The sequence below is a fragment of the Bacillus sp. PK5-006 genome (assembly GCF_054161415.1).
The window spans coordinates 2,238,097-2,258,172 of the sequence record NZ_CP096414.1; the positions used below are offsets into that span (position 1 = coordinate 2,238,097).

Sequence of the window (20,076 nt, forward strand, 5' to 3'; positions counted from 1 at the left end):
AATTTTTTTAATTTAAAAACTATAATAATAAGTGTAAAAACTTTTTAAGGCGGATGGGATGAAAACGCCTTCAATGACATCACTGTCGACATTATGTGTGTAAGGGGGAAGATCATATGACACAAGTAAAACGACTTCTAATCAATTACAAAACTTTAGAGGAATTTAAACAATTTAAAGAATATGGCATACAAGAACTATCCATGCTTGAAGACCTTGAAAGTAATATGATTGAAAATGACAGTAATTCTCCATTTTACGGGATTTATTTTGGAGATAAGCTGGTCGCACGTATGAGCCTTTATCAAGTGGATGGCTCGACGACAACGTATTTTGACCACAATCATGATTATTTAGAGCTGTGGAAGCTGGAAGTGCTTCCTGGGTATCAGCGTAAAGGGTACGGTGAGGCACTTGTTGATTTCGCCAAATCTTTCGGATTGCCAATCCGGACCAATCCTCGCGTCAAATCTGCCGGTTTTTGGGATAAAATGGGCTTTGAAGCGGTCAAATATGATATGGAACGCGACAAAGGTGAAAATCCACTCATCTGGGAACCTGCCCATATCCAAAAAAATACAGGTGAATCTGCTTAATACTGATGGCAAAACGCCCCTCCTTTCTCTGTGAGGGGCGTTTTCTTATTTAGCATATTCTTTTAAGTTGATATTCTGTTTGACTCTTTCAACAATCCCAATGAGTGCCCGGTAATCTTCTTCTGTCATTTTTAATTGCCGCTTCAAGTGTTCATTTTCTTCCGTGAGCGACTTCAGTTGATGCTGCGTGTCCGCTAGTTCTTCGCGTAAATCAGCAGAGCCAGCAGGTTCTTTTTCAAGCTGCTCTAAGAACTGAATCACTTCTCGCAAGGTCAATTCAGCCTGAACTGAAGTTGCCTTTTCTTCTATCGTTAACGTATTTTGTGGTAAACCCGAGGAATGAATCCCAATCTTTTTACGCAGTTCTTTCCGCTGTTTTTTCGCCAGCTCAATGCCTGCCTGATATTGTTTTCTGACGTATGAATTCCACCTGAATCCACATGCTGCAGCCGTTCTTGACAACGCTTTTCCGACTTCTTCAAATGCGGAAAGCTGCGTTCCTCCATCTCGAATGTGTCTTAAGACGACTTCTGCTAAAAGTAAATCTTCATCTTGCGTCCATGCGTCCTGCCTTGTAATCGTCAATTGATCATCCCCCCTGAATCTGAATACCACATCATATGCGCTTACTAGAGTAGATAGACTATTTGCAGGAGAGAAACCTAAAAAATAGACAAATAAAAAAACGCAAGGGAAGATTCCCTTACGCTTTTTTATCAAGCATTAGTTGCTTTTTACGTCTTTGCCTTTGTATGTTCCGCAAGATTTGCAGACACGATGAGAAATTTTCATTTCACCGCATTCTGGGCAAGCTACCATACCAGGTACTTGTAGTTTGAAATGCGTACGACGCAATCTTTTTTTCATTTTAGAAGTTCTTCTAAAAGGTACAGCCATTATTCCCACCTCCTTAAAGAGTTAAGATTCATTATTTTCTTCTAAGAGCTTCTTCAAGCCTTCCAGACGCGGATCAATTCGGTTTTGATGTGCATCTTCCGAAATGACAGCCCAGTCATTCCCTTCCTGTGGTGCAGCACCTTTTACGTCTGTTTGGTCGCAAAAGATTTGCATCGGCACTTCAAGAAGAATTTCTTCCTTGACTATAGGCGTTAAGTCGATGATATCGTCTTCTACAACAGATACGTCTTCATCTTCTATATCGTCTGTCTTATGAAGTACAAATAGTTCTTTCGTTGAAATCGCAAATGGATAATTTACATCAACAAGCGTTCTTGAACAAGGCAATGTCATTTCACCTGTGATGGTTAAATCAAATGCGACTTGCTTTGATTCGATCACTCCAGTCCCTTTCACCTCTACTGGTGAAATGCGACGTATATCTGAATGAAGGCTAGTAAGTTCATTTAAGTCAACCGTCTCATGAAAATCGAAGCTGTTTTTAGCTTTTTGATGTAACTGATAAACTGTCCATTTCAATTGTATCACCTCTAAGAGCAACAAACATGATTATAGCTTTCATCATGCTATTTGTCAATATTTTTTCTTTACAGTCCTTTGTGATGTCAGAGCGTTGTTTGACATCAATTCACGGAATGCCTACACTGAAAAAAATGGGCTTCATTTTTCCCTTATGCTACTGTAGCATAGACCATTTAACCATAGCAAGAAAGGCGGAACATCTATTGAAAGCAACAGGAGTCGTTGTCGAGTACAATCCATTTCATTATGGACATGCCTATCATGTTCGCCAGGCGAAAACACATACCTCCTCAGATGTAGCCATTGCCGTCATGAGCGGATCTTTCCTCCAGCGCGGAGAACCTGCTATCGTCTCCAAATGGGCACGTACAAAAATGGCATTGCAAAACGGTGTAGACATCGTATGTGAGCTTCCATACATCTATGCAGTGCAAAAGGCAGAAACCTTTGCAAATGGCGCTGTGTCTATTTTAGACGCTTTAAAATGCCGCTCCCTTTTTTTCGGAAGCGAGGATGGGGACATTAAAGCATTTGAACGAACAGCTCACGCTTGGCATGAAAAAAAAGAAGAAATTGACCTTTTCACAAAAGCAAAGGTCAAAGAAGGGCTTAGTTATCCGGCAGCTTCTGCCGCTGCGTTTCAGGAAGTCATTGATCCTAAACACTTACTGGATCTGTCTAAGCCCAATAACATTTTAGGCTTCCATTATGTCAAAGCCATCTTAGAGAGATCTCCTCACATAGAGCCCTTTACCTCTCAAAGAATTGCATCCGGTTATCATGATCAAGAGCTTCCTAAACATCAGAAAATTGCAAGCGCGACAAGCATCCGAAAAGCCTTAAAAGAGAACGGGTCATTTGAAACTGTCGCCTCTTATCTCCCGGAAGCTTCGCTTAAGCAATTACATGACTATTATTCTTCTTATGGTCTTTTACATACGCAAGAAGACTATTTCAGCTTCTTAAAACATGTGTTTCACACAATGGATACAGCAGAACTAGAAGGCATCTATGAAATTGAAGAAGGCATCGAACACCGCATGCAAAAGGCGATCACACATGCGTCCACCTACGAGGAATATCTATCACTTGTGAAAACAAAACGATATACGTGGACAAGGCTGCAGCGGATGAATACGCACCTTTTAATGAGGGTGAAGAAAACTGTTATGCATGAGCTGCTAAAGAAGAAACACGCGCCATACATTCGTTTACTTGGTATGTCAAAGAAAGGTCAGCAATACTTATCTCTTGTCAAAAAGGAATTGGACGTACCGCTTGTCAGCAAGCTGTCTTCCTTTTCACATCCTGCCCTTGATCTTGACATTCGCGCTTCCCGCGTCTTCAGCCTTCCCATCAGCGAACCAATGCAAACAAAGTTAACAGAAGCAGAATTTAAAACCTCACCGATCCGCTATGATGAAGAGACTGGTCTCTTCCAATCTTGATAAAAAGAGCAGCCTTTGATAAAGGCTGCTCTCTGATTGTTGACAAAGGGCTAAAATGATCTTTATTTTAACCCTTTGTCTTCTTTTCAGCGTGATAGAAAACCTTTGAAGTCTAGGAAGGGCGAGCACCGGAACGGAGCGAATTTGACATTCGTGAGTACCGGCGCAGAGACCTGACACCGAATGCGAGGGTTTGTCTACACGCTGAGAGCAGCCTAAGGCTGCTCTTTTTTCACTTAAGATGCTTTCTCTTTTAACTTGTTTAAATAGTTCAGTGCGTCCTGCATAGTGTCCACAGGAACGATTTTCATATTACTTTTAATATCTTTCGCTGTTTTCACTGCATTTTTGTAGTCTGAATTTGGATCACCTTTATCGTTTGGTGCAAAGAAGATATCTTTTCCTGCTTTATCTGCTGCAACAACCTTTTGATCTATTCCGCCAATTGGCCCGACCGTACCATCAGCGTCTATCGTTCCAGTCCCTGCAATCGCATAGCCATGTGTTTCGTCTTCTTTTGTCAGCTGATTATAAATTTCAAGTGACATCATTAAACCTGCCGATGGACCGCCGATATTTTCAATATCCACCTTAATTGAAGGCGACACTTTCACATTTCGGTCTGTAAATAAAGATACGCCAATTCCGACTCGATTCGGCTCTTCTTTAAAAGGCTTCAACTTCACTTTCTGCGTGATATCCTTGCCGTTTCGTTCAAGGACAAAACGGACAGATGTACCAGCTTTTTGACGGCTGATATACGACACCATTTTATCAGCAGAATCATACGTTTTGCCATCAACGCTTTTAATCCGGTCGCCCACTTCAATTTTGCCGTAAGCAGGCATGCCTTTCATGACGTAGCTCGCATATACCCCATTAAACGTATAATCTACTTTTTTGCCTGCTTTTGTATACGCTGCAATCATGGCATTTTCTTGAGAGCTTTTCATCAGCTGAAGCTGTCTTTTCATATAATCTTCATCAGACTCTCCGTCCGCTTTAATATTTTCTTCTGGGACGATTTCGTCATATTTATTCATTTTCGCAAGCAAATACGTATACGGATTGGCTGGACCTACTTTTATCGTCATAAGAGAGAAGCTGCCCTTCTCGCCGTATCCACCATCCACTTGAATGTGAGGGGCAATCTCTGTTGCATCACCCGGCTTTGTCACGTAATACGGCAGTTTAACAAAAGTTAAGCCAAATAAGACAAGAACAATAACAAAAAAGCTGAGCCAGCGAATATTCAATTTTTTCATTCGATTAACACTCCCATTTATCAATGACATCTTTCAGTTTACCTGTTAATTGGTCAGCGGCGAGTTCACCAGCCTCAATCATCTCCTGAACCTGAGTGAATGAACTGGAGCTAAATGTTTCAAGCCTCGGCCGAATCATGAGATCTGCATGAATGGTTTGGTGACGGACCAATTCATTTTGAAGGATGTCCAAACTTTGCATAATCACATCCGATAATCTCGTCGCCTTTTCTGTTTTTTTCACCCTAGATACATCAGAGGCGATAATAAGGTCTGCGCCCATTTCTTTTAAAACAGACACAGGAATGCGGTCAACAACCGCTCCATCCACTAGCTGTCTGCCGCCCATTTCGTGAGGAACAAACACGCCTGGAATGCTGATGCTTGCTCTGACTGCTTGTGAGACAGACCCTTCTTTAAACACAACCTTCTCCCCTGTTTCGAGGTCACAGGCAACCACCGCAAGGGGCATTCTTAATTCTTCGAATTTTTTCCCATATGTAAACGTGTGAATCAGCTGCAAAATTCGATTTCCTTTTAAAAGACCGATTTTTGGCAGTGTATAGTCAGCATAATACTTTCTTCTGAAGACAAGTGCAAGTTTTTTCATTTTTTCTACGTCTTGTCCTGCCGCATAAAAGCTCCCGACAAGTGCGCCAATACTGCTTCCAGCGATCATATCTACCTGTATCCCTTGCTTCTCAAGACTAGACAAAACCCCGATATGCGCCATTCCCCTCGCACCCCCGGAGCCTAGTGCAAGCCCGATGATCGGTCGCTTCATGAAAATCCACCCTCCTCTTTCTATGCATATATACGAATCTATAGGTCTAAACATGCCCCTACTGCTCGTATAGTAATAGAAGACAGGCTCGGCTAGTTTCTTTTTCTATAATCACGAGCTCGCCAATAGATCATACGGCAAGGGGCGAAATCTCCATGAAAAAATGGAACACTCTGTTCATCGCTGCTTTTTTTATTTTCTTAACAGCCACTGTGATTACACACCCACAAGCCTCTTTGCAAGCATCGAAAAATGGACTTGCAATGTGGTGGGAGGTTGTATTTCCATCATTGCTTCCTTTTTTTATTTTGTCCGAGCTATTAATTAGTTTTGGGATTGTCAGATTTGTCGGGGTATTATTAGAGCCATTTATGCGCCCCATCTTCCGGGTGCCGGGTGTAGGGGGATTTGTACTGGCTATGGGAATGGCTTCAGGGTTTCCTTCTGGTGCGAAATTAACGACAAGACTGAGGCAGGAAAGGCAGCTGACGCGGATCGAAGCAGAGCGTCTCGTTTCCTTTACAAATTCATCGAATCCATTGTTTATTTTCGGTGCAGTGGCTGTTGGTTTTTTTCATCATCCAGCTTTAGGCATTGTATTGGCCAGCGCTCATTATTTAGGGAATCTCGCTGTTGGTGTGACGATGCGGGCATATAAAGCGCGGCATGATGCACACCTAAGAAGCCGCAAGAAGTTTTTATTCCCGCCGTTTAAAGAGGCATTCAATGCTCTTCATACAGCAAGACTCGCAGAGAAAAGACCGCTCGGCCAAATTTTAAGTGATGCAGTCATGTCATCAGTCCAAACACTCTTTATGATTGGCGGCTTTATTATCTTATTTTCTGTGTTTAGCAAAATGCTGTCAGTTGTCCATGTGACAGACCTTTTATCCATCGGGCTCGGATATATGCTACAAACGATGCATCTTCCGCCAGAATTAGACCTTGCCATGATTGCCGGTTTATTTGAAATCACATTAGGAAGCCAGATGACGGGGTCACAGGAAGTCACCCTTCTCGCTAAAACCATTGTCGTCAGCTTTATTTTAGGATTCAGCGGGTTCTCTGTTCAAGCACAAGTCGCTGGCATTTTAGCGGCAACCGATATCCGCTTTAAACCGTTTTTCTTCGCCCGTTTGCTTCACGGAATTTATGCAGCTGTTTTTGCCTTTTTATTATTCAAGCCTCTTTATGTCTCTCGATCAGACATGGCTCTCCCAGCGGGTGCCTTTGATGCAAGCCAGCAGGTCGTCATGTTCAGCAGCGTGCTTTGGAATCAGCTTGTGAAAGCCGGTCCCTTCATCACACTTTGCAGTATGATAGTGTATATCGCGCTATACTATCGGAAATTAAAAAATGGATGAGTGCCGGGTGCACTCATCCATTAAATTTTTCCTTCAGCGCTGCTTCTACCTCTTTTGGTACAAGATCGTTGACTGCTCCATGATATTTCGCTACTTCTTTGACAATGCTGGAGCTTAAGAAAGAATATTGATTGTTGGTCATCATAAAAAACGTTTCAATTTCATCGTCTAACACTTTGTTCATTGAGGTGCCTTGCATCTCATACTCAAAGTCCGTCACAGCTCTTAGTCCGCGTAAAATGACTTTGGCTTCTTTTTGCTTCGCATAATCAACAAGCAGGCCGTGAAACGATTCAACTTTGATATTTGGCAGCTCCTTCGTTGCTTGGCGAATAAGCTCACACCGTTCTTCAACAGTAAATAATGGTTTTTTAGATGAATTATTTAGTACACATACATACACTTCATCAAAAATCTTTGCACCTCTTTTGATGATATCCAAATGCCCCAATGTAACTGGATCGAAGCTGCCCGGACAAACGGCTATGTTCCCCATGCTAATTTCCCCGCTTTCTATAGATCGTAATACCAGTCAATCCGTACAGTTCCTGTCTTGTGATGTGGAGCTGCCCTGCTTCTTCTGGCAGCTTCACATCTTTATCATGCTCACACACGATCACGCCGTCATCTGTTAACAAGGCGTGCTCGTCAATCATTTCAAGAAGTGCTTTTAGCTGTTGATCTTTATAGGGCGGATCAAGGAAAATGGCTTGAAAGGATTCCTCTCGTTTCACAACAGCTGCAAGTGCACGCTTTGCTTCATTTCGAAACACTTCACTTTGATCCATTAGCGACAATTGATTCAGGTTTCCTTTAATCGTCTGAATCGCCTTTATATCTCGATCAACAAATATGCAATGATCGAATCCTCTAGAAAGCGCTTCAATCCCTAAACCACCGCTTCCTGCAAATAAATCAAGAGCCCATCCGCCATCAAAATACGGGCCGATCATATTAAATATTGATTCTTTTACTTTATCTGTCGTCGGTCTTGTTGATTGACCTGGTACCGCTTTAAGTGTGCGGCCTTTTCTCGTTCCAGAGATGACTCTCATTTTTCCACCACTTTTTCTACTTGCTTCTATTCGTCATTGTTTATGACAAAAAATTCAACATTATCTTACCACATCACTCCTCAAGGAACAATGCACTGATATTCATTCATTTTCTATGTATAGATCAAGAAATCCGGGGTCATACTATTTATAACAGCATCTGATGTGGTGCTGTTGCCAACCGCGGAGAAGACTTACGTTTCCCCATAAGTTCTTCCTCCGGTTTCTCCTCTCCCTTTGCCTTCTCCTTAATGAATCATTAAGAATAGAAGGACCCCGCGGGTGATGCCGCGGGGATTTTTTTGTGTCTTTAAAAGCCCACCTTATAATCATACTCTTTTGCTTTGTCCAATTTGGATTCGTACTCTAATTTAATAAAAGGTTTATATGAAGGCTCAACACGTTTCACAAATGGTAACGAGCTGAGTTTAGCCATATGGCGCTCAAGATCATCCATATCACAATAGATCACAGCATATTTCATTTTCCTTGAAATATAGTGAACATTCCCGAATTTTCTTAGCGCTTTAGACTGCTTTAACGAATGCAGCCAGACGACCATCCCTTGACGTTTGGTTTCCATCTTTTCACCTGCCGCTTTTCAATTCTTTTCATTCATTATGTAAAAGACGAGACATTCAAGTCTCGTCAAGATACTTTACAGCCGCAGCTGCCACCTGATCCACAGCCACCGCCGCATGATGATAGACCATCAAAATATGGGTTCCCTGTTGGAACTTTAATATATGCTGATACAGCTTGACCGATTTCAATACTAATCTCATCTAAGATGGATTGAATCGCTGTTTCTGCTTTTTTGAAATCAACCACTGTATCGTGAAGATCTAGCTTTCTTTTGACCTCACGCATTTCCTTTGAGATCGTTCTATAGTCCGGATGGTATTTGCCGAACCGCTGCACATCCTCATATTGCTCTTTTACTTTTGTAAAATGGGCAATAATTTGTTGGGCTTCTTCGTCTTGCTGGAGACGCTTAAAGCAGTTGCGGTAATGTTCAGCCTCCTCCGACTGAAGAATCATGGCAGCCAATTGATTTGCTTCCTCTTGGAGCTCCACAGATTCGATTGTCGCATACATAAATGTTGCACCTCCAATTCATAGTTTACCACGAAACCTATGGATCAGAAAATGCTTTTACGTGACAAATACATCCCATGTTTCTCTTTTCTGTTTATATTCTGGATGACGAGAATTCAGCACAACGGTCATTTTATGCTTTCCTTTTGAAAGGTGCTTGACCACAAATGCCGCAGTATACTCATTCCCTGCACGTTTCCCGTCTACATACACTGTGAAATATCCCGCCTTCTCGTTCTTTTTTAGACGCTCTGGCTGAAGATGAAAATCTTGAAGTGTACTTTCTATATAGACCGACGATCCCTGCACTTTGTATTTCAAAAAGCCTTGCTGCTTCATTTCGCTTTGGGTTTGCTGCATGACTGGTAATGCTGGGTCTTGCTTGATCACTTGCTCTTCTCCATGTTGACTTTGACATCCGGTAACAAGAAAAAGCAATGCGCCTATTGACAGCATCCATTTCATCATCTGATTCTCCTTTCATCTACTTTTATAGGATGCTCAGGAAATAGACATCTTAATCAACTCAAAAAAGCCTCAACCGGCTCCATTTTGATTGCGCATTGCTTGGAACATTTGAATCATCATTTCAGCCATTTGGACGCTATTGCTCAACTGACTTACACGATGAGGAATGGTTTTTTCGTAAAAGTTCATTTTATCTAATTCAAAGGACGATAGATTTTCAGGATGTCGCGTCAGCTGTCTGTACCAGAGAGGACGCTGCCTTATGAATTTGATTCGATCCTCTTCGGCCATGACAAATTCCTGTACTTCTTTTCGCACCAGAAGCATCCCCTTTCACTTAATCTTTCCTGAAGGAGAATGGGTGCTGACTGCCTCCAGATGAACCTTTCTTTGAACCATTGGATGAAAATTGGCCGAGTAAGCTTTGTAAAGAGGAAATAGACTGGCTCATTTTGTTAATCTGTTCATTCATTTGATCAGCGTCCATTTTTTTCACAGCAGAAACCATTTTAGACATAAAATCAGCTTTTCCTGCTTCACTTGGCTTAGAGGCTTTTTCTTCTTTAGCGTCTTCAGATTTCGATTGCCGGTAAGGTGACCACATCTCATCTTCCTCACCAAACATGACCCAATTCTCATAGACACTTTGCCAGCTTTTTTCTTGCGTTTGCACTTCTTGAATTAACTTCGGATGGCGTCTGACGAATTGTTTAAATTCATCAATGGATGTTTGTTTTTGCTTGTTTGTCATATCCTCACCCCCCCATACAAATGCCTACTATACTATATACACCACCATCTATTTTGGTGAGCCTCTTTTTAAACATCAAAAAAACAGCTGCGACTTATGCAGCTGCTTTCGTTTAAGATGATTTCTTGATGAAATTCTGGGTGTAATATTTTTCTTTCACCCCTACGCCAAGATGCGTGTAATCTTTATTTAATAACGCCTTCCTGTGACCTTCACTATTGAGCCAGCCCTCTACCGCTGCAGGTCCATCGACATAGTTATAGGCAATGTTTTCACCTGCGAGCTGAAAGCCCACCTCGCCTCTTTCTAACCGGTCTTTCAGCGTACCGTATTTTTTAGATTCATGGGAGAAATAATGATTCTCTTTCATGTCCTCACTATGCATGAAGGCCACTTCAGAGGTTTCATCATCCCACTTTAAGATCGGCAGGTTGTACTTATGGCGGATAATATTGGTCATATCAAAAATTTGTTTTTGACTGGATGTTTCGATATCTTTCCACTTTTCGCCCGATATCGGCTCAGGTTCTACCAATTGACCTCGGTAGACGACCTCATACGGCTTTTGTTTCACAAATGTATCTGCGTTGAAGGCCCTGATACTTGAAAGGGTGCTTTCAAACTTATCCATGTAAAGCTGAACATACACATCATCTCCCACTTTCACAGTGGGTCTTGTATTCATATCATCTTCTGAGAATTCAAAGCGGTATGAATTTTGTTCATCCTCTACATGAATGTAAGGTGCAATTTGTGTTTTCTTAAATACTTCACTCGTGGCTTGACCGATTTTAAATGGTTCTACATTCAGTCCGTCTCCTGTTGCAAACAAGGTCACCACTTTACTATCCTTTACCCCTACTTGAATATAGTGCTTCTTCGATTGGTTGTAAATCCACCAGTCATAATCATATGCGGAAGGATCAATGCGATCTGGTTCTCCCAGCTGTTTAAGCACCTCGTTTGAAGATTTCCCCATAAAGGACATGAGCCCCTTTTTCGGGATATTGATCGGCTTATCGCTAGATGTTTCTTCATTAGACACCTTCGGTTCATTGCTGTTTTCTTTTTCTGGTGAAGATCCATATTGAATAAACAGAACGTACGTTCCAGATATAATCAGGAGGATGAGGAGTGTTTTGAGCACAGTTTTCAAATAAACACCTCCGTTAAATTGGCAAGGTACAAAAAGTACCTTCTACTGTCATTTAAACAAAACTTGCTCCATTTATCAACGACAATACAGCCTATTTAACACGAATTTAAAATATGCCCCTCTTAATGAAGAAATCCTTGTCCATGATCTTGATCCTGTTGAGAGATTTCTGTCAGTGCATCTCCCGCGCGATCATTTGATAAATCTTCGACTGATAAATCTCCAAGAGCGACAATCCCTGTTAATGCGCCGTTTTTCACAACGGGAATGCGGCGGAGCTGATGCTCTGACATGAGCCGGACAATTTCTTCAAGCGTTGCATCTTCTTCAGCTGTTAGTACTTCCTTTGTCATCAGCGAGCCCACTTCCTGTGAATTTGGCTTTTTTTCTGCAATGCCTCTAAGCACAAGGTCACGGTCTGTCACTATTCCAACGAGCTGATCTCCGTCAACTACTGGAATGGCACCGATGTCAGCATCTCTCATTTTGACTGCTGCTTCATACGTATTGTCATCCTGCTGACATGTCACTACTTTTTTTGTCATAATATCTTTGATTTTTTTTGTTTTCACGTTGATTCCTCCATACGTTATTTTCTTTATTACTGTAACCAGCTTATAAAAGAACATACCTTTCACAGTTGAAAGTTTAACGCTTTCATACTATGATTGTCAGTAAAGGGAAATTTTATAAGGAGGGGTTTTGGGTGAAGTTTGAAGGTACGGGGATTGAAGAGGTATCAGCTGACTTAAATAAATTAGATTTCATTATGGAAAGTGAAGGATTTGTACGAGCCGATCAATGGGATTATGAGCGTGTGACGTACGACAGAAAGTACAGCATGGTAGAGGGAACCTTTTATTTACGAATTTCCGGCTACGCCACTGAAGGAGATGTCGGTTCCAAAAAGGCACACATCCAGCTTCTAACACCATTACTTGGAAAACACTATTATCCACATGGCGTTGAATATGGCGAAGGCGAAGAATTCCCTAAGTCTCTCATCCAATCAAGCAAAAAAACACTTGCACAGCTGAAGGAAAAACTAGAAGCCATGACGGCTGAAGCATAAAACAAGGCTAAAATGATCTTTTAGCCCTTTTTCTAAGATGAAAGCACAGCCAGTCGGCTGTGCTTTTTTATTCATATTTCGGAATAAGCGCATCTGGTACGGCATCTTTTGCTCTTTCTTTTCTTGCCCAGTCAAAGAAGACAACAGCAAGAATAGAGCCGTACACAATCTCCTGAATAATTTTCATCAAAATGGCACCTAGCTGCTGATCCTCTAGCAGCGGCAAAGTGTGGAACATATCAGGGCCAGTGAGAGCAAGACCTGCCAGCATATCACTTGGCACACATAAATGCAGTGCTTGTATCCATGCACCTGCATCAGAATAGGTTGCATAGATCGGCGCCTCACTAAACATGATGAGTGCACAGGCCGGAGTCATCAATATCCCGTCTGCCATGATATATCCAAGCTTCAAAATGCCTGTGATCTGCGGCAGACTTTGAACTTTATGGACAAGCGGCCACCACATGAAAAAGGCAGCGATAAAAATAACAACCGTCATCAATGCGTGGTAAAACGGATCTGTTTTCACAAAATCAAACACAAGCGGAATGTGATACAGCGAAAACAAGCCGTTAAACCCAAGCAGTGCAATTAAAGGCTTGGAAAACAAACGGAAAACGGCTTGAATACCTGGTGTTTGAATGATCCGCTCCCAGATGGCTGCAGGCAATCCTGTAATAAGGAGAGGCGGGATGACTAAATAGAGCACTGCCATTTGCGCCATATGTGCACTAAACATAATATGCCCCATTAAATCAATTGGGCTCCCTTTCACAGCATATAACAGAACAAGCCCCGTCAGAAATAACGTTTTCTCTTTCACCGTCGCACGGTGCTTCCCCTTTGTCACAAGAAGCAGATAAAGAGCAGCTGCTATCACAATACAAGTCAAATAATAAGGGCTCCATAATGCCCGAAATCCGAATATTTCTAAGTTCTCCATTGCTGCGCCTCCTTCAAGGGCAAAGCGGGTTTACCACCATATAATGGTCAAAAAGGCTAATACGGTAATAAACGCAACAAACACACCTGAGTATAGAAACAAGGCGGGTGTTTCATGCCCTTTTTGGTTCATGTGCATAAAATAATAAAGCTGAAAAGCCACCTGAATGCCTGCAAGCAGTAAAATAAACGGTACAGCGAACCAATTTCCAACGTCTTCTGAGGCGATCGTTAAAAACGCAACAAATGTTAATCCAATCATCAAGCCGAAAGAAATGAGCTGATGCTTCATTTCTTCGGCATTTTTCTTTTTACGATATACAAGGTCGACTTTGGACTGATTTGTGTTTTTATTTCCCATTCTTATCCCACCATTCCCATTAAATATACAACGGTAAAGATGAAGACCCACACAACATCAATGAAGTGCCAATAGAGACTTGCCACATAATATTTCGGTGCATTGTATAAATCGAGTCCGCGTCTCATATTTCGAATCATGAGAGCGGTAATCCAGCAAAGTCCGAAGGCGACGTGAGCTCCGTGAGTTCCTACAAGTGTATAGAAGGAAGAACCAAGAGCTGAGCTGGTAATCGTAAATTCATACGCATGCACGTAGTGATAAAACTCATAAATCTCAACCCCTAAAAATCCAGCACCTAAAAGGACCGTGATACCAAGCCAAAGCTGCATCTTTTTAAAGGCAAAGTTTTTCATATGATACATGGCATACACACTCGTTAAACTGCTCGTTAATAGAAGCATTGTGGCAATAAAGACAAGTGTGAGGTCAAACATATCAGTTGTTTTTGCTCCGCCTGCATTTGAGTTTTTCAGCGCCAAATACGTGGCGAAAAGCGATGCAAACAGAACGGTTTCTCCTCCAAGAAACAGCCAGAACCCGACAAACTTATTCTTCCCTTCTAACGTGGCTTTCTCAGGAGAAGCCGGAAAGGTTTCCGCCGTCATTTTTTGTGGTTCCATTATGCTTTCACCCCTTTATCATCGTCGTCAGTCAAATCTTCTTTGTGAATATGGTATCCATGATCATCTTTCAAAGACCTAACGAGCATAGTCGCAAACGTAATACCAAGACCAATGAAGATCACCGGAAGCCCCCAGCTGTGCTCTTGACGATACATGAAACCAAACGCTGACACAAATAGACCGAATGAGATAATGACAGGCAAAATGGAGTTATTCGGCATGTGAATATCATCGAGCGGTTCAGATGCTGTCATTCCTTTTTTACCATCCATTTTTTCAATCCATAATGGATCTAGTCCTCTCACAAGCGGCAGCTGTTTAAAGTTGTATTCTGGCGGAGGCGAAGAAACTGCCCATTCAAGTGTTCTTCCATCTCCCCAAGGATCGCTCGATACCCGCTCTCCTTTTGCTGTTGTCCAGATGATGTTAATCAGCATGATCACAACAGCTACAAACATAAACAGTGCTCCAATCGTACTGACTAAGTTCCCAAGCTCGAGACCCTGACCTGGCAGGAATGTAAAGACCCGGCGCGGCATGCCCCATAAACCGAGAAAATGCTGGATAAAGAAAGTTAAATGGAAACCGACGAAAAACAGCACAAAGCCAATTTTCCCAAGCTTCTCATTCAGTATTTTTCCAAACATCTTCGGCCACCAGTAATGCACACCTGCTAGAATACCGAATACAACCCCGCCGATAATGACGTAATGGAAATGCGCGACAACAAAATACGTATCATGGAACTGATAATCCGCTGCAGCTGCTGCAAGCATGACCCCAGTTACCCCGCCAAGTAAGAACGACGGAATAAAGGCAACAGAATAAAGCATCGGCGTTGTAAACTTCACATTACCGCCCCATATCGTGAGCAGCCAGTTGAATACTTTAATTCCTGTTGGCACCGCAATTGCCATGGTCGCTACAGCAAAGATCGCATTGGCGATAGGTCCAAGCCCCGTAGTGAACATGTGATGCGCCCACACCATGAATCCAAGGAAACCAATCAATACAGTAGCGAACACCATGGACGAGTAACCAAACAATCTTTTTCTTGCAAACACCGGAATGATCTCAGAGAAGATTCCGAATGCCGGCAGGATCAAGATATATACTTCCGGGTGTCCGAAAATCCAGAACAAATGCTCCCAGATGATTGTATTTCCTCCAAGCTCTGGATTGAAAAAGCTCGTGTCAAACATTCTATCAAGCATCAGCATCGCAAGCCCTGCTGTCAGCGGAGGGAATGCGAATAAAATAAGTGCGGAGGCGACAAATGTCGTCCAAGTAAAGAGCGGCATTCTCATATACGTCATACCAGGCGCTCTCATATTAATAATCGTTGCAAGAAAGTTAATTCCTGCAATCAGCGTACCAATACCCGCGATCTGTAAACCTAAAATGTAGAAATCCATTCCATGACCTTCTGAATTCAGCGTGAGCGAAGCGTATGCAGTCCAGCCTGCATCAGGTGCTCCGCCCATAAACCATCCAAGGTTTAAGAAAATTCCTCCGAAAAAGAATAACCAAAAACCAAGTGAATTCACAAACGGAAATGCTACGTCACGTGCACCAATTTGAATTGGTACTACCGCATTCATTAATGCAAATAACAGCGGCATAGCTGCAAGGAAAATCATTGTCGTTCCATGCATCGTCATGATTTCATTGTAAACCCCTGCACTGACAAAATCATTTTCAGGGATGGCTAGCTGAATACGGATAAACATCGCTTCTAGGCCGCCAACCAAAAAGAAAAATCCCCCTGCCACTAAATATAATATGGCAATTTTTTTGTGGTCAACCGTTGTCAAGTAATCCCATAAGACAGCGCCAAACCCCCGCTTTTTAGCTATTGTACTCACCATGAAATCCCCCTCTTATCTCCCATTTGCCCCTTTTCATATAGATGTCTTTCTTCACGATCCTTTAAGCAGACTATGTCTGACAGATGACGGCTTCTCGGTTGTAGAGACATATTCGGGAGCTCTTAACAAAAACTTCACATCGATCACATACCCTCTTGAATATTTGCTCTAGTTGTTACTCGATTTTAAGACCTTTTAAATACTCGTAAAGTGCATCTGCTTCTGAGTCATTTAATTTAGGGTACGTTCCTGTCATCTTATTACCTGGTTTAAAGCTTTCTGGATCTTTCAGCCATGCTTTCACATTTTCTTTGTTCATGTCTTTAATTCCAGCTACTTTCGTCCGCTCTCCGAAGGTCGCAAGGTTTGGTGCAGTCCTTGCTGCTTCCGGCCGTTCGTCACCAGGCTCTACTGCGTGACAGCTTAAGCAATTTTTCTCTTTAAATAGCTTTTCACCCTCTAAAGCGAGATCCTTTGTGGATTCAGGCTTCTTGTAATCAGCCATTTTTTTCGTCCATCCTAAAAACTCATCTTGAGAAAGCGTTTTAACTTTAAAGTCCATTAAAGCATGTGACGGCCCGCACAGCTCCGCACATTTCCCGTAGAAATATTCCCCTGCATCTTTCGTTCGTTTCGAGTCAAAGGTTAAATAAAATTTGTTTTCATTATCTGTGTTTGTATCAATTTTACCGCCAGCCGATGGAACCCAGAATGAGTGTTTGACATCGGACGCTTTCAGCTTAAAATATACCTTCTGATCTGTTGGTACGATCAATTCCTGACTTGTGACAATCCCATAATCAGGGTATTCAAATTCCCACCAATATAAGCTGGCTCTTACATTGACAACAAGTGTCTTTTCAGGATCTCGTTTTTTCTTATCCATAGCGCTTGTATCCCCTAGTTCAAGCGTGTATGCCACAACAGGTACAACGAGAATAATGAGTAGAAGAATCGGAATCGCTGTCCATGTGATTTCCAGGTTGCGGTTCCCTTCCACCTGCTTTGGAATCGTATCTTCTCCCACTTTAGAACGTTTGAATTTAATGATGACGTAAAAGAAAATGATCGATACAACAATGACGACAAGAACCATAATGAGTGTACTCAGTACCGTTAGGAAAAACTGTTTATCTGCTACTTCCCCAACAGGCTTGAGTGTTGATAAGTATGGTTCACCACAGCCCGCCAAAACGAGCGTCAGTAAGAGAAACAGTGAATAAACACGCCATTTTCTTATCATAATTTGTCCCAACCCCTTTTGCTTGATCTCCTTTGCCTTTCGCTTTTTACCTCTTATTTATAAAATCACTTCTCACCCATGCATAACCCCCGCCTCTTATAAAAGCACTTACATTTCCTCTTTTCATAAAAAAATGATGTTTTTACTCAAAATACCATCTATGTATAAACAGAAAGCCGCCTAAATAGAACTGAATATCAGGCGGCTTTCATAGTTGTTAGAAAATGTTGTGTTATAAGATATAGCCATTGTTTTGATGTGATCAAAGTGTATTTCACTCTAGAATAGTGTAATAATAATCATCGCTACGAAAAAGATGGTTAAGTAGTTTAATGAATAAACGAACATGAGCGTTGACCACTTCATGATGTCTTTCATTTTAAAGCCCATAAGGCCAATAACAAGCCATCCAATATTAAGCAATGTACCAAGTGCGACAATCGGCCATCCTAATCCACCTAAGAAAAATGGAAGCGGAAGAAGACATGCTGTCCAAATGATGATCTGGCGTTTTGTGACTTCAAAGCCGTAAACAACTGGCAGCATTGGAATGCCCGCCTTACGGTAATCTTCCGTTTTCTTAATCGCAAGTGACAGGAAGTGCGGGATTTGCCAAATGAACATAATCATAAACAAAACCCAAGCCGTTGTGTCAATTGTACCTGTGACAGCTGTCCAGCCGATTAATGGCGGAACCGCGCCAGATACACTTCCGATAACTGTATTGATGGTGTAATGGCGTTTAGACCACATGGTGTAAAGAACCGCATAAGTAAAGACTCCAATAAATCCAATCACTGCTGATGTAATGGTTGTCATCAGAAGCATAATGAGTCCTAATACAACAAGCAGAATGCCAAATGCATACGCTTGCCCCGGCTGAATTTTACCTGTAACCGTCGGTCTTGTTTTTGTTCTTTCCATTAATATATCAATATCACGGTCAAACGCATTATTAATTGCGCATGAACCGGCAATAATAAGAGAAGAACCAATCATTGTTAACAGCACAATATCAAGATTTCCAAGAAAACTCATATCTGTAAAATAAAAAGCAAGCCACATTCCAGTAAATGTCGTAATGAAATTGGAATTGACGATGCCCATTTTAATCAGAGCAAGAAAATCTTTCCACGCTGTTGTTTCTTCTATTTGTCCATGAATAGCTGCTTCCGCGGCTGTTTTGGAATTTGCCAATGTGTATAACCTCCCTTGCCCAAACCTTCAAACGAACGAATGACACGTAAAATCATTACAACTCTATCATACAAGATAAACAGCTGTAAAAAAACATCCTATTAAATAATAAACGACAAACTTGAAGTTATTTGTGAACTTTTCGTGAATTTATTAGGATATATGTGTGTTTCAGAAGGCGGTGCAAAATGAAATATTCTCTCCTCTATTTCTATCAGACTGTCAAAGAAAGATCAAGCACTCTAAATCTGTAAACTTTGTGAACTAACATATCATTTTTTTGTGAACTTTGGTCATTATGAATTGCAACAGAACACGCATTTGGCTTAAACTTGAGAGCATGTGAGGTTTTCATTTACATCAGAAGTTTTTTAGAGAAGGTGAAATAATTTGATGAAATTTGCTTTAAGGCTATTGAGCGTGATCACAACGTTTGTGATGCTGATCGTACTGATTGGCGGTGCGCTTGTGACGAAAACCGGTTCGGGTCTTGGCTGCGGTAGACAGTGGCCCCTTTGCCACGGTCGTTTCTTTCCTGAAATGAACCCCGCTTCCATCATCGAATGGAGTCACCGCATGTCAACAGGGGTTTCCACCATTCTTGTTCTGGCACTGGCGGTCTTATGCTGGAAAAAAATTAGTCCAGTATTCCGTGAAACCAAGTTTTTGGTCATCATGTCCATTATATTCTTAATGCTTCAAGCGCTGTTAGGAGCTCTTGCCGTCGTATTTGGTTCTAACGCACTTGTAATGGCACTGCACTTCGGTATTTCACTCATTTCATTTGCTTCAGTATTACTGCTTGCACTTCTTGTCTTTGAAGCAACCAGATCTGAAACAAAGCTTGTGAAGCCGCTTCATATCGGCAAAAAAATGCAGTTCCATATTTATGGGTTGATCACGTATACGTATATCGTGGTATATACGGGCGCTTATGTGAGACATACAAAGTCAAGCCTTGCTTGTTCTGTCTTCCCGTTTTGTTCAAAAGACGGTGCGCTTCCAACGTATTTTAATCAGTGGGTTCAAATGTCTCACCGAGCAGCAGCACTTCTTTTATTCGTCTGGATATTTGTCGCAATGTTCCATGCCATGAAACATTATAAAGATCAGAAGCAGCTTTATTATGGGTGGATTATCTCAGCCATTCTGATTACACTTCAAGCCATTTCAGGTGTGATGTCTGTTTATTCTCAGCTTGCACTTGGTTACGCGCTGGCTCATTCATTCTTTATTTCTTGTTTGTTTGGGGTACTATGCTACTTCTGCTTACTCATTGCCCGGTTTAAATATGAAAACAAAGAGCCATTTAGATAAGAATTGTATCCCCCTTTCATGT

Annotated in this window: 25 protein-coding genes; 5 read left to right on the forward strand and 20 right to left on the reverse strand. The window is 41.7% G+C overall.

What is annotated here, in order from left to right; all coding sequences use genetic code 11:
- Positions 1 to 116 precede the first annotated feature (116 nt).
- Entirely contained in the window at positions 117 to 596 is a 480-nt protein-coding gene (locus M1D84_RS11545; protein WP_007499784.1) for an N-acetyltransferase, read from the forward strand.
- Positions 597 to 641: 45 nt separating this feature from the next.
- On the opposite strand, the gene gerR is transcribed toward M1D84_RS11545, so the two are convergent.
- The 3 genes from gerR to M1D84_RS11560 all read right to left on the reverse strand — a co-directional run bounded on the left by gerR (position 642) and on the right by M1D84_RS11560 (position 2,033).
- The gene (gerR, locus tag M1D84_RS11550) at positions 642 to 1,181 is read right to left on the reverse strand and encodes a sporulation-specific transcriptional regulator GerR (RefSeq protein ID WP_024426922.1); all 540 of its coding nucleotides are present in this window, start codon (positions 1,179 to 1,181) and stop codon (positions 642 to 644) included.
- Between the two features lie 138 nt (positions 1,182 to 1,319).
- Positions 1,320 to 1,493 carry a 50S ribosomal protein L32 gene (rpmF, locus tag M1D84_RS11555; RefSeq protein ID WP_008354700.1) on the reverse strand — a complete coding sequence of 58 codons (174 nt, stop codon included), beginning with the start codon at positions 1,491 to 1,493 and terminating at the stop codon, positions 1,320 to 1,322.
- 21 nt (positions 1,494 to 1,514) lie between these two features.
- Complete coding sequence (locus tag M1D84_RS11560) at positions 1,515 to 2,033, reverse strand: YceD family protein (protein WP_019743276.1); 519 nt, start codon at positions 2,031 to 2,033, stop codon at positions 1,515 to 1,517.
- A gap of 206 nt (positions 2,034 to 2,239) precedes the next feature.
- Here M1D84_RS11560 and M1D84_RS11565 point away from each other — a divergent pair, with 206 nt between their 5' ends.
- Positions 2,240 to 3,484: a nucleotidyltransferase gene (locus M1D84_RS11565; protein ID WP_212048340.1), complete on the forward strand. Its 1,245-nt coding sequence runs from the start codon at positions 2,240 to 2,242 to the stop codon at positions 3,482 to 3,484.
- Positions 3,485 to 3,720: 236 nt separating this feature from the next.
- Here M1D84_RS11565 and M1D84_RS11570 read toward each other — a convergent pair whose 3' ends face one another.
- Together M1D84_RS11570 and M1D84_RS11575 are read right to left on the reverse strand one after the other, a co-directional pair.
- Entirely contained in the window at positions 3,721 to 4,749 is a 1,029-nt protein-coding gene (locus M1D84_RS11570) for a SepM family pheromone-processing serine protease (protein WP_133743855.1), read from the reverse strand.
- Positions 4,750 to 4,753: 4 nt separating this feature from the next.
- Positions 4,754 to 5,533, reverse strand: coding sequence for a patatin-like phospholipase family protein (locus M1D84_RS11575; protein WP_048238859.1), 780 nt, complete (start codon positions 5,531 to 5,533; stop codon positions 4,754 to 4,756).
- 155 nt (positions 5,534 to 5,688) lie between these two features.
- On the opposite strand from M1D84_RS11575, the gene ylbJ reads away from it, so the two are divergent.
- Positions 5,689 to 6,897 (forward strand): sporulation integral membrane protein YlbJ, encoded by a 1,209-nt coding sequence (ylbJ, locus tag M1D84_RS11580; RefSeq protein ID WP_326849054.1) that lies wholly within the window; start codon positions 5,689 to 5,691, stop codon positions 6,895 to 6,897.
- A 13-nt stretch (positions 6,898 to 6,910) separates the two neighbouring features.
- Here ylbJ and coaD read toward each other — a convergent pair whose 3' ends face one another.
- From coaD to M1D84_RS11625, 9 genes are all read right to left on the reverse strand, one after another.
- Positions 6,911 to 7,393, reverse strand: coding sequence for a pantetheine-phosphate adenylyltransferase (gene coaD, locus M1D84_RS11585; RefSeq protein ID WP_024424274.1), 483 nt, complete (start codon positions 7,391 to 7,393; stop codon positions 6,911 to 6,913).
- Between the two features lies 1 nt (position 7,394).
- Entirely contained in the window at positions 7,395 to 7,952 is a 558-nt protein-coding gene (rsmD, locus tag M1D84_RS11590) for a 16S rRNA (guanine(966)-N(2))-methyltransferase RsmD (RefSeq protein WP_024426916.1), read from the reverse strand.
- 310 nt (positions 7,953 to 8,262) lie between these two features.
- Positions 8,263 to 8,535, reverse strand: coding sequence for a YlbG family protein (locus M1D84_RS11595; protein WP_024424276.1), 273 nt, complete (start codon positions 8,533 to 8,535; stop codon positions 8,263 to 8,265).
- Between the two features lie 65 nt (positions 8,536 to 8,600).
- Entirely contained in the window at positions 8,601 to 9,050 is a 450-nt protein-coding gene (locus tag M1D84_RS11600) for a YlbF family regulator (RefSeq protein WP_007499807.1), read from the reverse strand.
- Positions 9,051 to 9,107: 57 nt separating this feature from the next.
- The gene (locus M1D84_RS11605) at positions 9,108 to 9,515 is read right to left on the reverse strand and encodes a hypothetical protein (RefSeq protein WP_216100488.1); all 408 of its coding nucleotides are present in this window, start codon (positions 9,513 to 9,515) and stop codon (positions 9,108 to 9,110) included.
- A gap of 72 nt (positions 9,516 to 9,587) precedes the next feature.
- Positions 9,588 to 9,836, reverse strand: a complete 249-nt coding sequence (locus M1D84_RS11610; protein ID WP_039178297.1) for a YlbE-like family protein — start codon at positions 9,834 to 9,836, stop codon at positions 9,588 to 9,590.
- A gap of 19 nt (positions 9,837 to 9,855) precedes the next feature.
- Positions 9,856 to 10,269 (reverse strand): YlbD family protein, encoded by a 414-nt coding sequence (locus M1D84_RS11615; protein ID WP_024424279.1) that lies wholly within the window; start codon positions 10,267 to 10,269, stop codon positions 9,856 to 9,858.
- Positions 10,270 to 10,381: 112 nt separating this feature from the next.
- Positions 10,382 to 11,425 (reverse strand): CAP domain-containing protein, encoded by a 1,044-nt coding sequence (locus tag M1D84_RS11620; RefSeq protein WP_058837749.1) that lies wholly within the window; start codon positions 11,423 to 11,425, stop codon positions 10,382 to 10,384.
- 122 nt (positions 11,426 to 11,547) lie between these two features.
- The gene (locus M1D84_RS11625) at positions 11,548 to 11,970 is read right to left on the reverse strand and encodes a CBS domain-containing protein (protein ID WP_034663862.1); all 423 of its coding nucleotides are present in this window, start codon (positions 11,968 to 11,970) and stop codon (positions 11,548 to 11,550) included.
- Between the two features lie 161 nt (positions 11,971 to 12,131).
- Here M1D84_RS11625 and M1D84_RS11630 point away from each other — a divergent pair, with 161 nt between their 5' ends.
- Complete coding sequence (locus M1D84_RS11630; protein WP_039178290.1) at positions 12,132 to 12,497, forward strand: YugN family protein; 366 nt, start codon at positions 12,132 to 12,134, stop codon at positions 12,495 to 12,497.
- A 67-nt stretch (positions 12,498 to 12,564) separates the two neighbouring features.
- Here the strand turns inward: M1D84_RS11630 and ctaG are convergent, their stop codons facing one another.
- From ctaG to cyoE, 6 genes are all read right to left on the reverse strand, one after another.
- The gene (gene ctaG / locus M1D84_RS11635) at positions 12,565 to 13,443 is read right to left on the reverse strand and encodes a cytochrome c oxidase assembly factor CtaG (RefSeq protein ID WP_144491175.1); all 879 of its coding nucleotides are present in this window, start codon (positions 13,441 to 13,443) and stop codon (positions 12,565 to 12,567) included.
- 30 nt (positions 13,444 to 13,473) lie between these two features.
- Positions 13,474 to 13,803 carry a cytochrome c oxidase subunit IVB gene (ctaF, locus tag M1D84_RS11640; RefSeq protein WP_024426910.1) on the reverse strand — a complete coding sequence of 110 codons (330 nt, stop codon included), beginning with the start codon at positions 13,801 to 13,803 and terminating at the stop codon, positions 13,474 to 13,476.
- 2 nt (positions 13,804 to 13,805) lie between these two features.
- A complete protein-coding gene (gene ctaE / locus M1D84_RS11645; RefSeq protein ID WP_024424780.1) occupies positions 13,806 to 14,426 on the reverse strand; it encodes a cytochrome c oxidase subunit III in 621 nt (206 codons plus the stop codon).
- Entirely contained in the window at positions 14,426 to 16,297 is a 1,872-nt protein-coding gene (gene ctaD / locus M1D84_RS11650) for a cytochrome c oxidase subunit I (protein WP_034621096.1), read from the reverse strand. Before ctaD ends, ctaE begins: the two co-directional genes overlap by 1 nt.
- A gap of 175 nt (positions 16,298 to 16,472) precedes the next feature.
- A complete protein-coding gene (gene coxB, locus M1D84_RS11655; RefSeq protein ID WP_024426909.1) occupies positions 16,473 to 17,540 on the reverse strand; it encodes a cytochrome c oxidase subunit II in 1,068 nt (355 codons plus the stop codon).
- 279 nt (positions 17,541 to 17,819) lie between these two features.
- Positions 17,820 to 18,737: a heme o synthase gene (cyoE, locus tag M1D84_RS11660; RefSeq protein ID WP_024424777.1), complete on the reverse strand. Its 918-nt coding sequence runs from the start codon at positions 18,735 to 18,737 to the stop codon at positions 17,820 to 17,822.
- A gap of 393 nt (positions 18,738 to 19,130) precedes the next feature.
- On the opposite strand from cyoE, the gene M1D84_RS11665 reads away from it, so the two are divergent.
- Positions 19,131 to 20,054, forward strand: coding sequence for a COX15/CtaA family protein (locus M1D84_RS11665; RefSeq protein ID WP_212052052.1), 924 nt, complete (start codon positions 19,131 to 19,133; stop codon positions 20,052 to 20,054).
- Positions 20,055 to 20,076: the final 22 nt, after the last annotated feature.

What these genes read in the sequence shown, in the direction of transcription:
- ylbJ (WP_326849054.1), top strand. Translation starts at nt 5,689, where the DNA reads ATGAAAAAATGGAACACTCTGTTCATCGCTGCTTTTTTTATTTTCTTA.
- M1D84_RS11665 (WP_212052052.1), top strand. Translation starts at nt 19,131, where the DNA reads ATGAAATTTGCTTTAAGGCTATTGAGCGTGATCACAACGTTTGTGATG.
- M1D84_RS11605 (WP_216100488.1), bottom strand. Translation starts at nt 9,515, where the DNA reads ATGAAATGGATGCTGTCAATAGGCGCATTGCTTTTTCTTGTTACCGGA.
- coxB (WP_024426909.1), bottom strand. Translation starts at nt 17,540, where the DNA reads ATGATAAGAAAATGGCGTGTTTATTCACTGTTTCTCTTACTGACGCTC.
- ctaD (WP_034621096.1), bottom strand. Translation starts at nt 16,297, where the DNA reads ATGGTGAGTACAATAGCTAAAAAGCGGGGGTTTGGCGCTGTCTTATGG.
- M1D84_RS11595 (WP_024424276.1), bottom strand. Translation starts at nt 8,535, where the DNA reads ATGGAAACCAAACGTCAAGGGATGGTCGTCTGGCTGCATTCGTTAAAG.
- ctaF (WP_024426910.1), bottom strand. Translation starts at nt 13,803, where the DNA reads ATGGGAAATAAAAACACAAATCAGTCCAAAGTCGACCTTGTATATCGT.
- M1D84_RS11575 (WP_048238859.1), bottom strand. Translation starts at nt 5,533, where the DNA reads ATGAAGCGACCGATCATCGGGCTTGCACTAGGCTCCGGGGGTGCGAGG.
- coaD (WP_024424274.1), bottom strand. Translation starts at nt 7,393, where the DNA reads ATGGGGAACATAGCCGTTTGTCCGGGCAGCTTCGATCCAGTTACATTG.
- ctaE (WP_024424780.1), bottom strand. Translation starts at nt 14,426, where the DNA reads ATGGAACCACAAAAAATGACGGCGGAAACCTTTCCGGCTTCTCCTGAG.
- rsmD (WP_024426916.1), bottom strand. Translation starts at nt 7,952, where the DNA reads ATGAGAGTCATCTCTGGAACGAGAAAAGGCCGCACACTTAAAGCGGTA.
- rpmF (WP_008354700.1), bottom strand. Translation starts at nt 1,493, where the DNA reads ATGGCTGTACCTTTTAGAAGAACTTCTAAAATGAAAAAAAGATTGCGT.
- ctaG (WP_144491175.1), bottom strand. Translation starts at nt 13,443, where the DNA reads ATGGAGAACTTAGAAATATTCGGATTTCGGGCATTATGGAGCCCTTAT.
- M1D84_RS11625 (WP_034663862.1), bottom strand. Translation starts at nt 11,970, where the DNA reads ATGACAAAAAAAGTAGTGACATGTCAGCAGGATGACAATACGTATGAA.
- M1D84_RS11600 (WP_007499807.1), bottom strand. Translation starts at nt 9,050, where the DNA reads ATGTATGCGACAATCGAATCTGTGGAGCTCCAAGAGGAAGCAAATCAA.
- M1D84_RS11615 (WP_024424279.1), bottom strand. Translation starts at nt 10,269, where the DNA reads ATGACAAACAAGCAAAAACAAACATCCATTGATGAATTTAAACAATTC.
- M1D84_RS11545 (WP_007499784.1), top strand. Translation starts at nt 117, where the DNA reads ATGACACAAGTAAAACGACTTCTAATCAATTACAAAACTTTAGAGGAA.
- M1D84_RS11570 (WP_133743855.1), bottom strand. Translation starts at nt 4,749, where the DNA reads ATGAAAAAATTGAATATTCGCTGGCTCAGCTTTTTTGTTATTGTTCTT.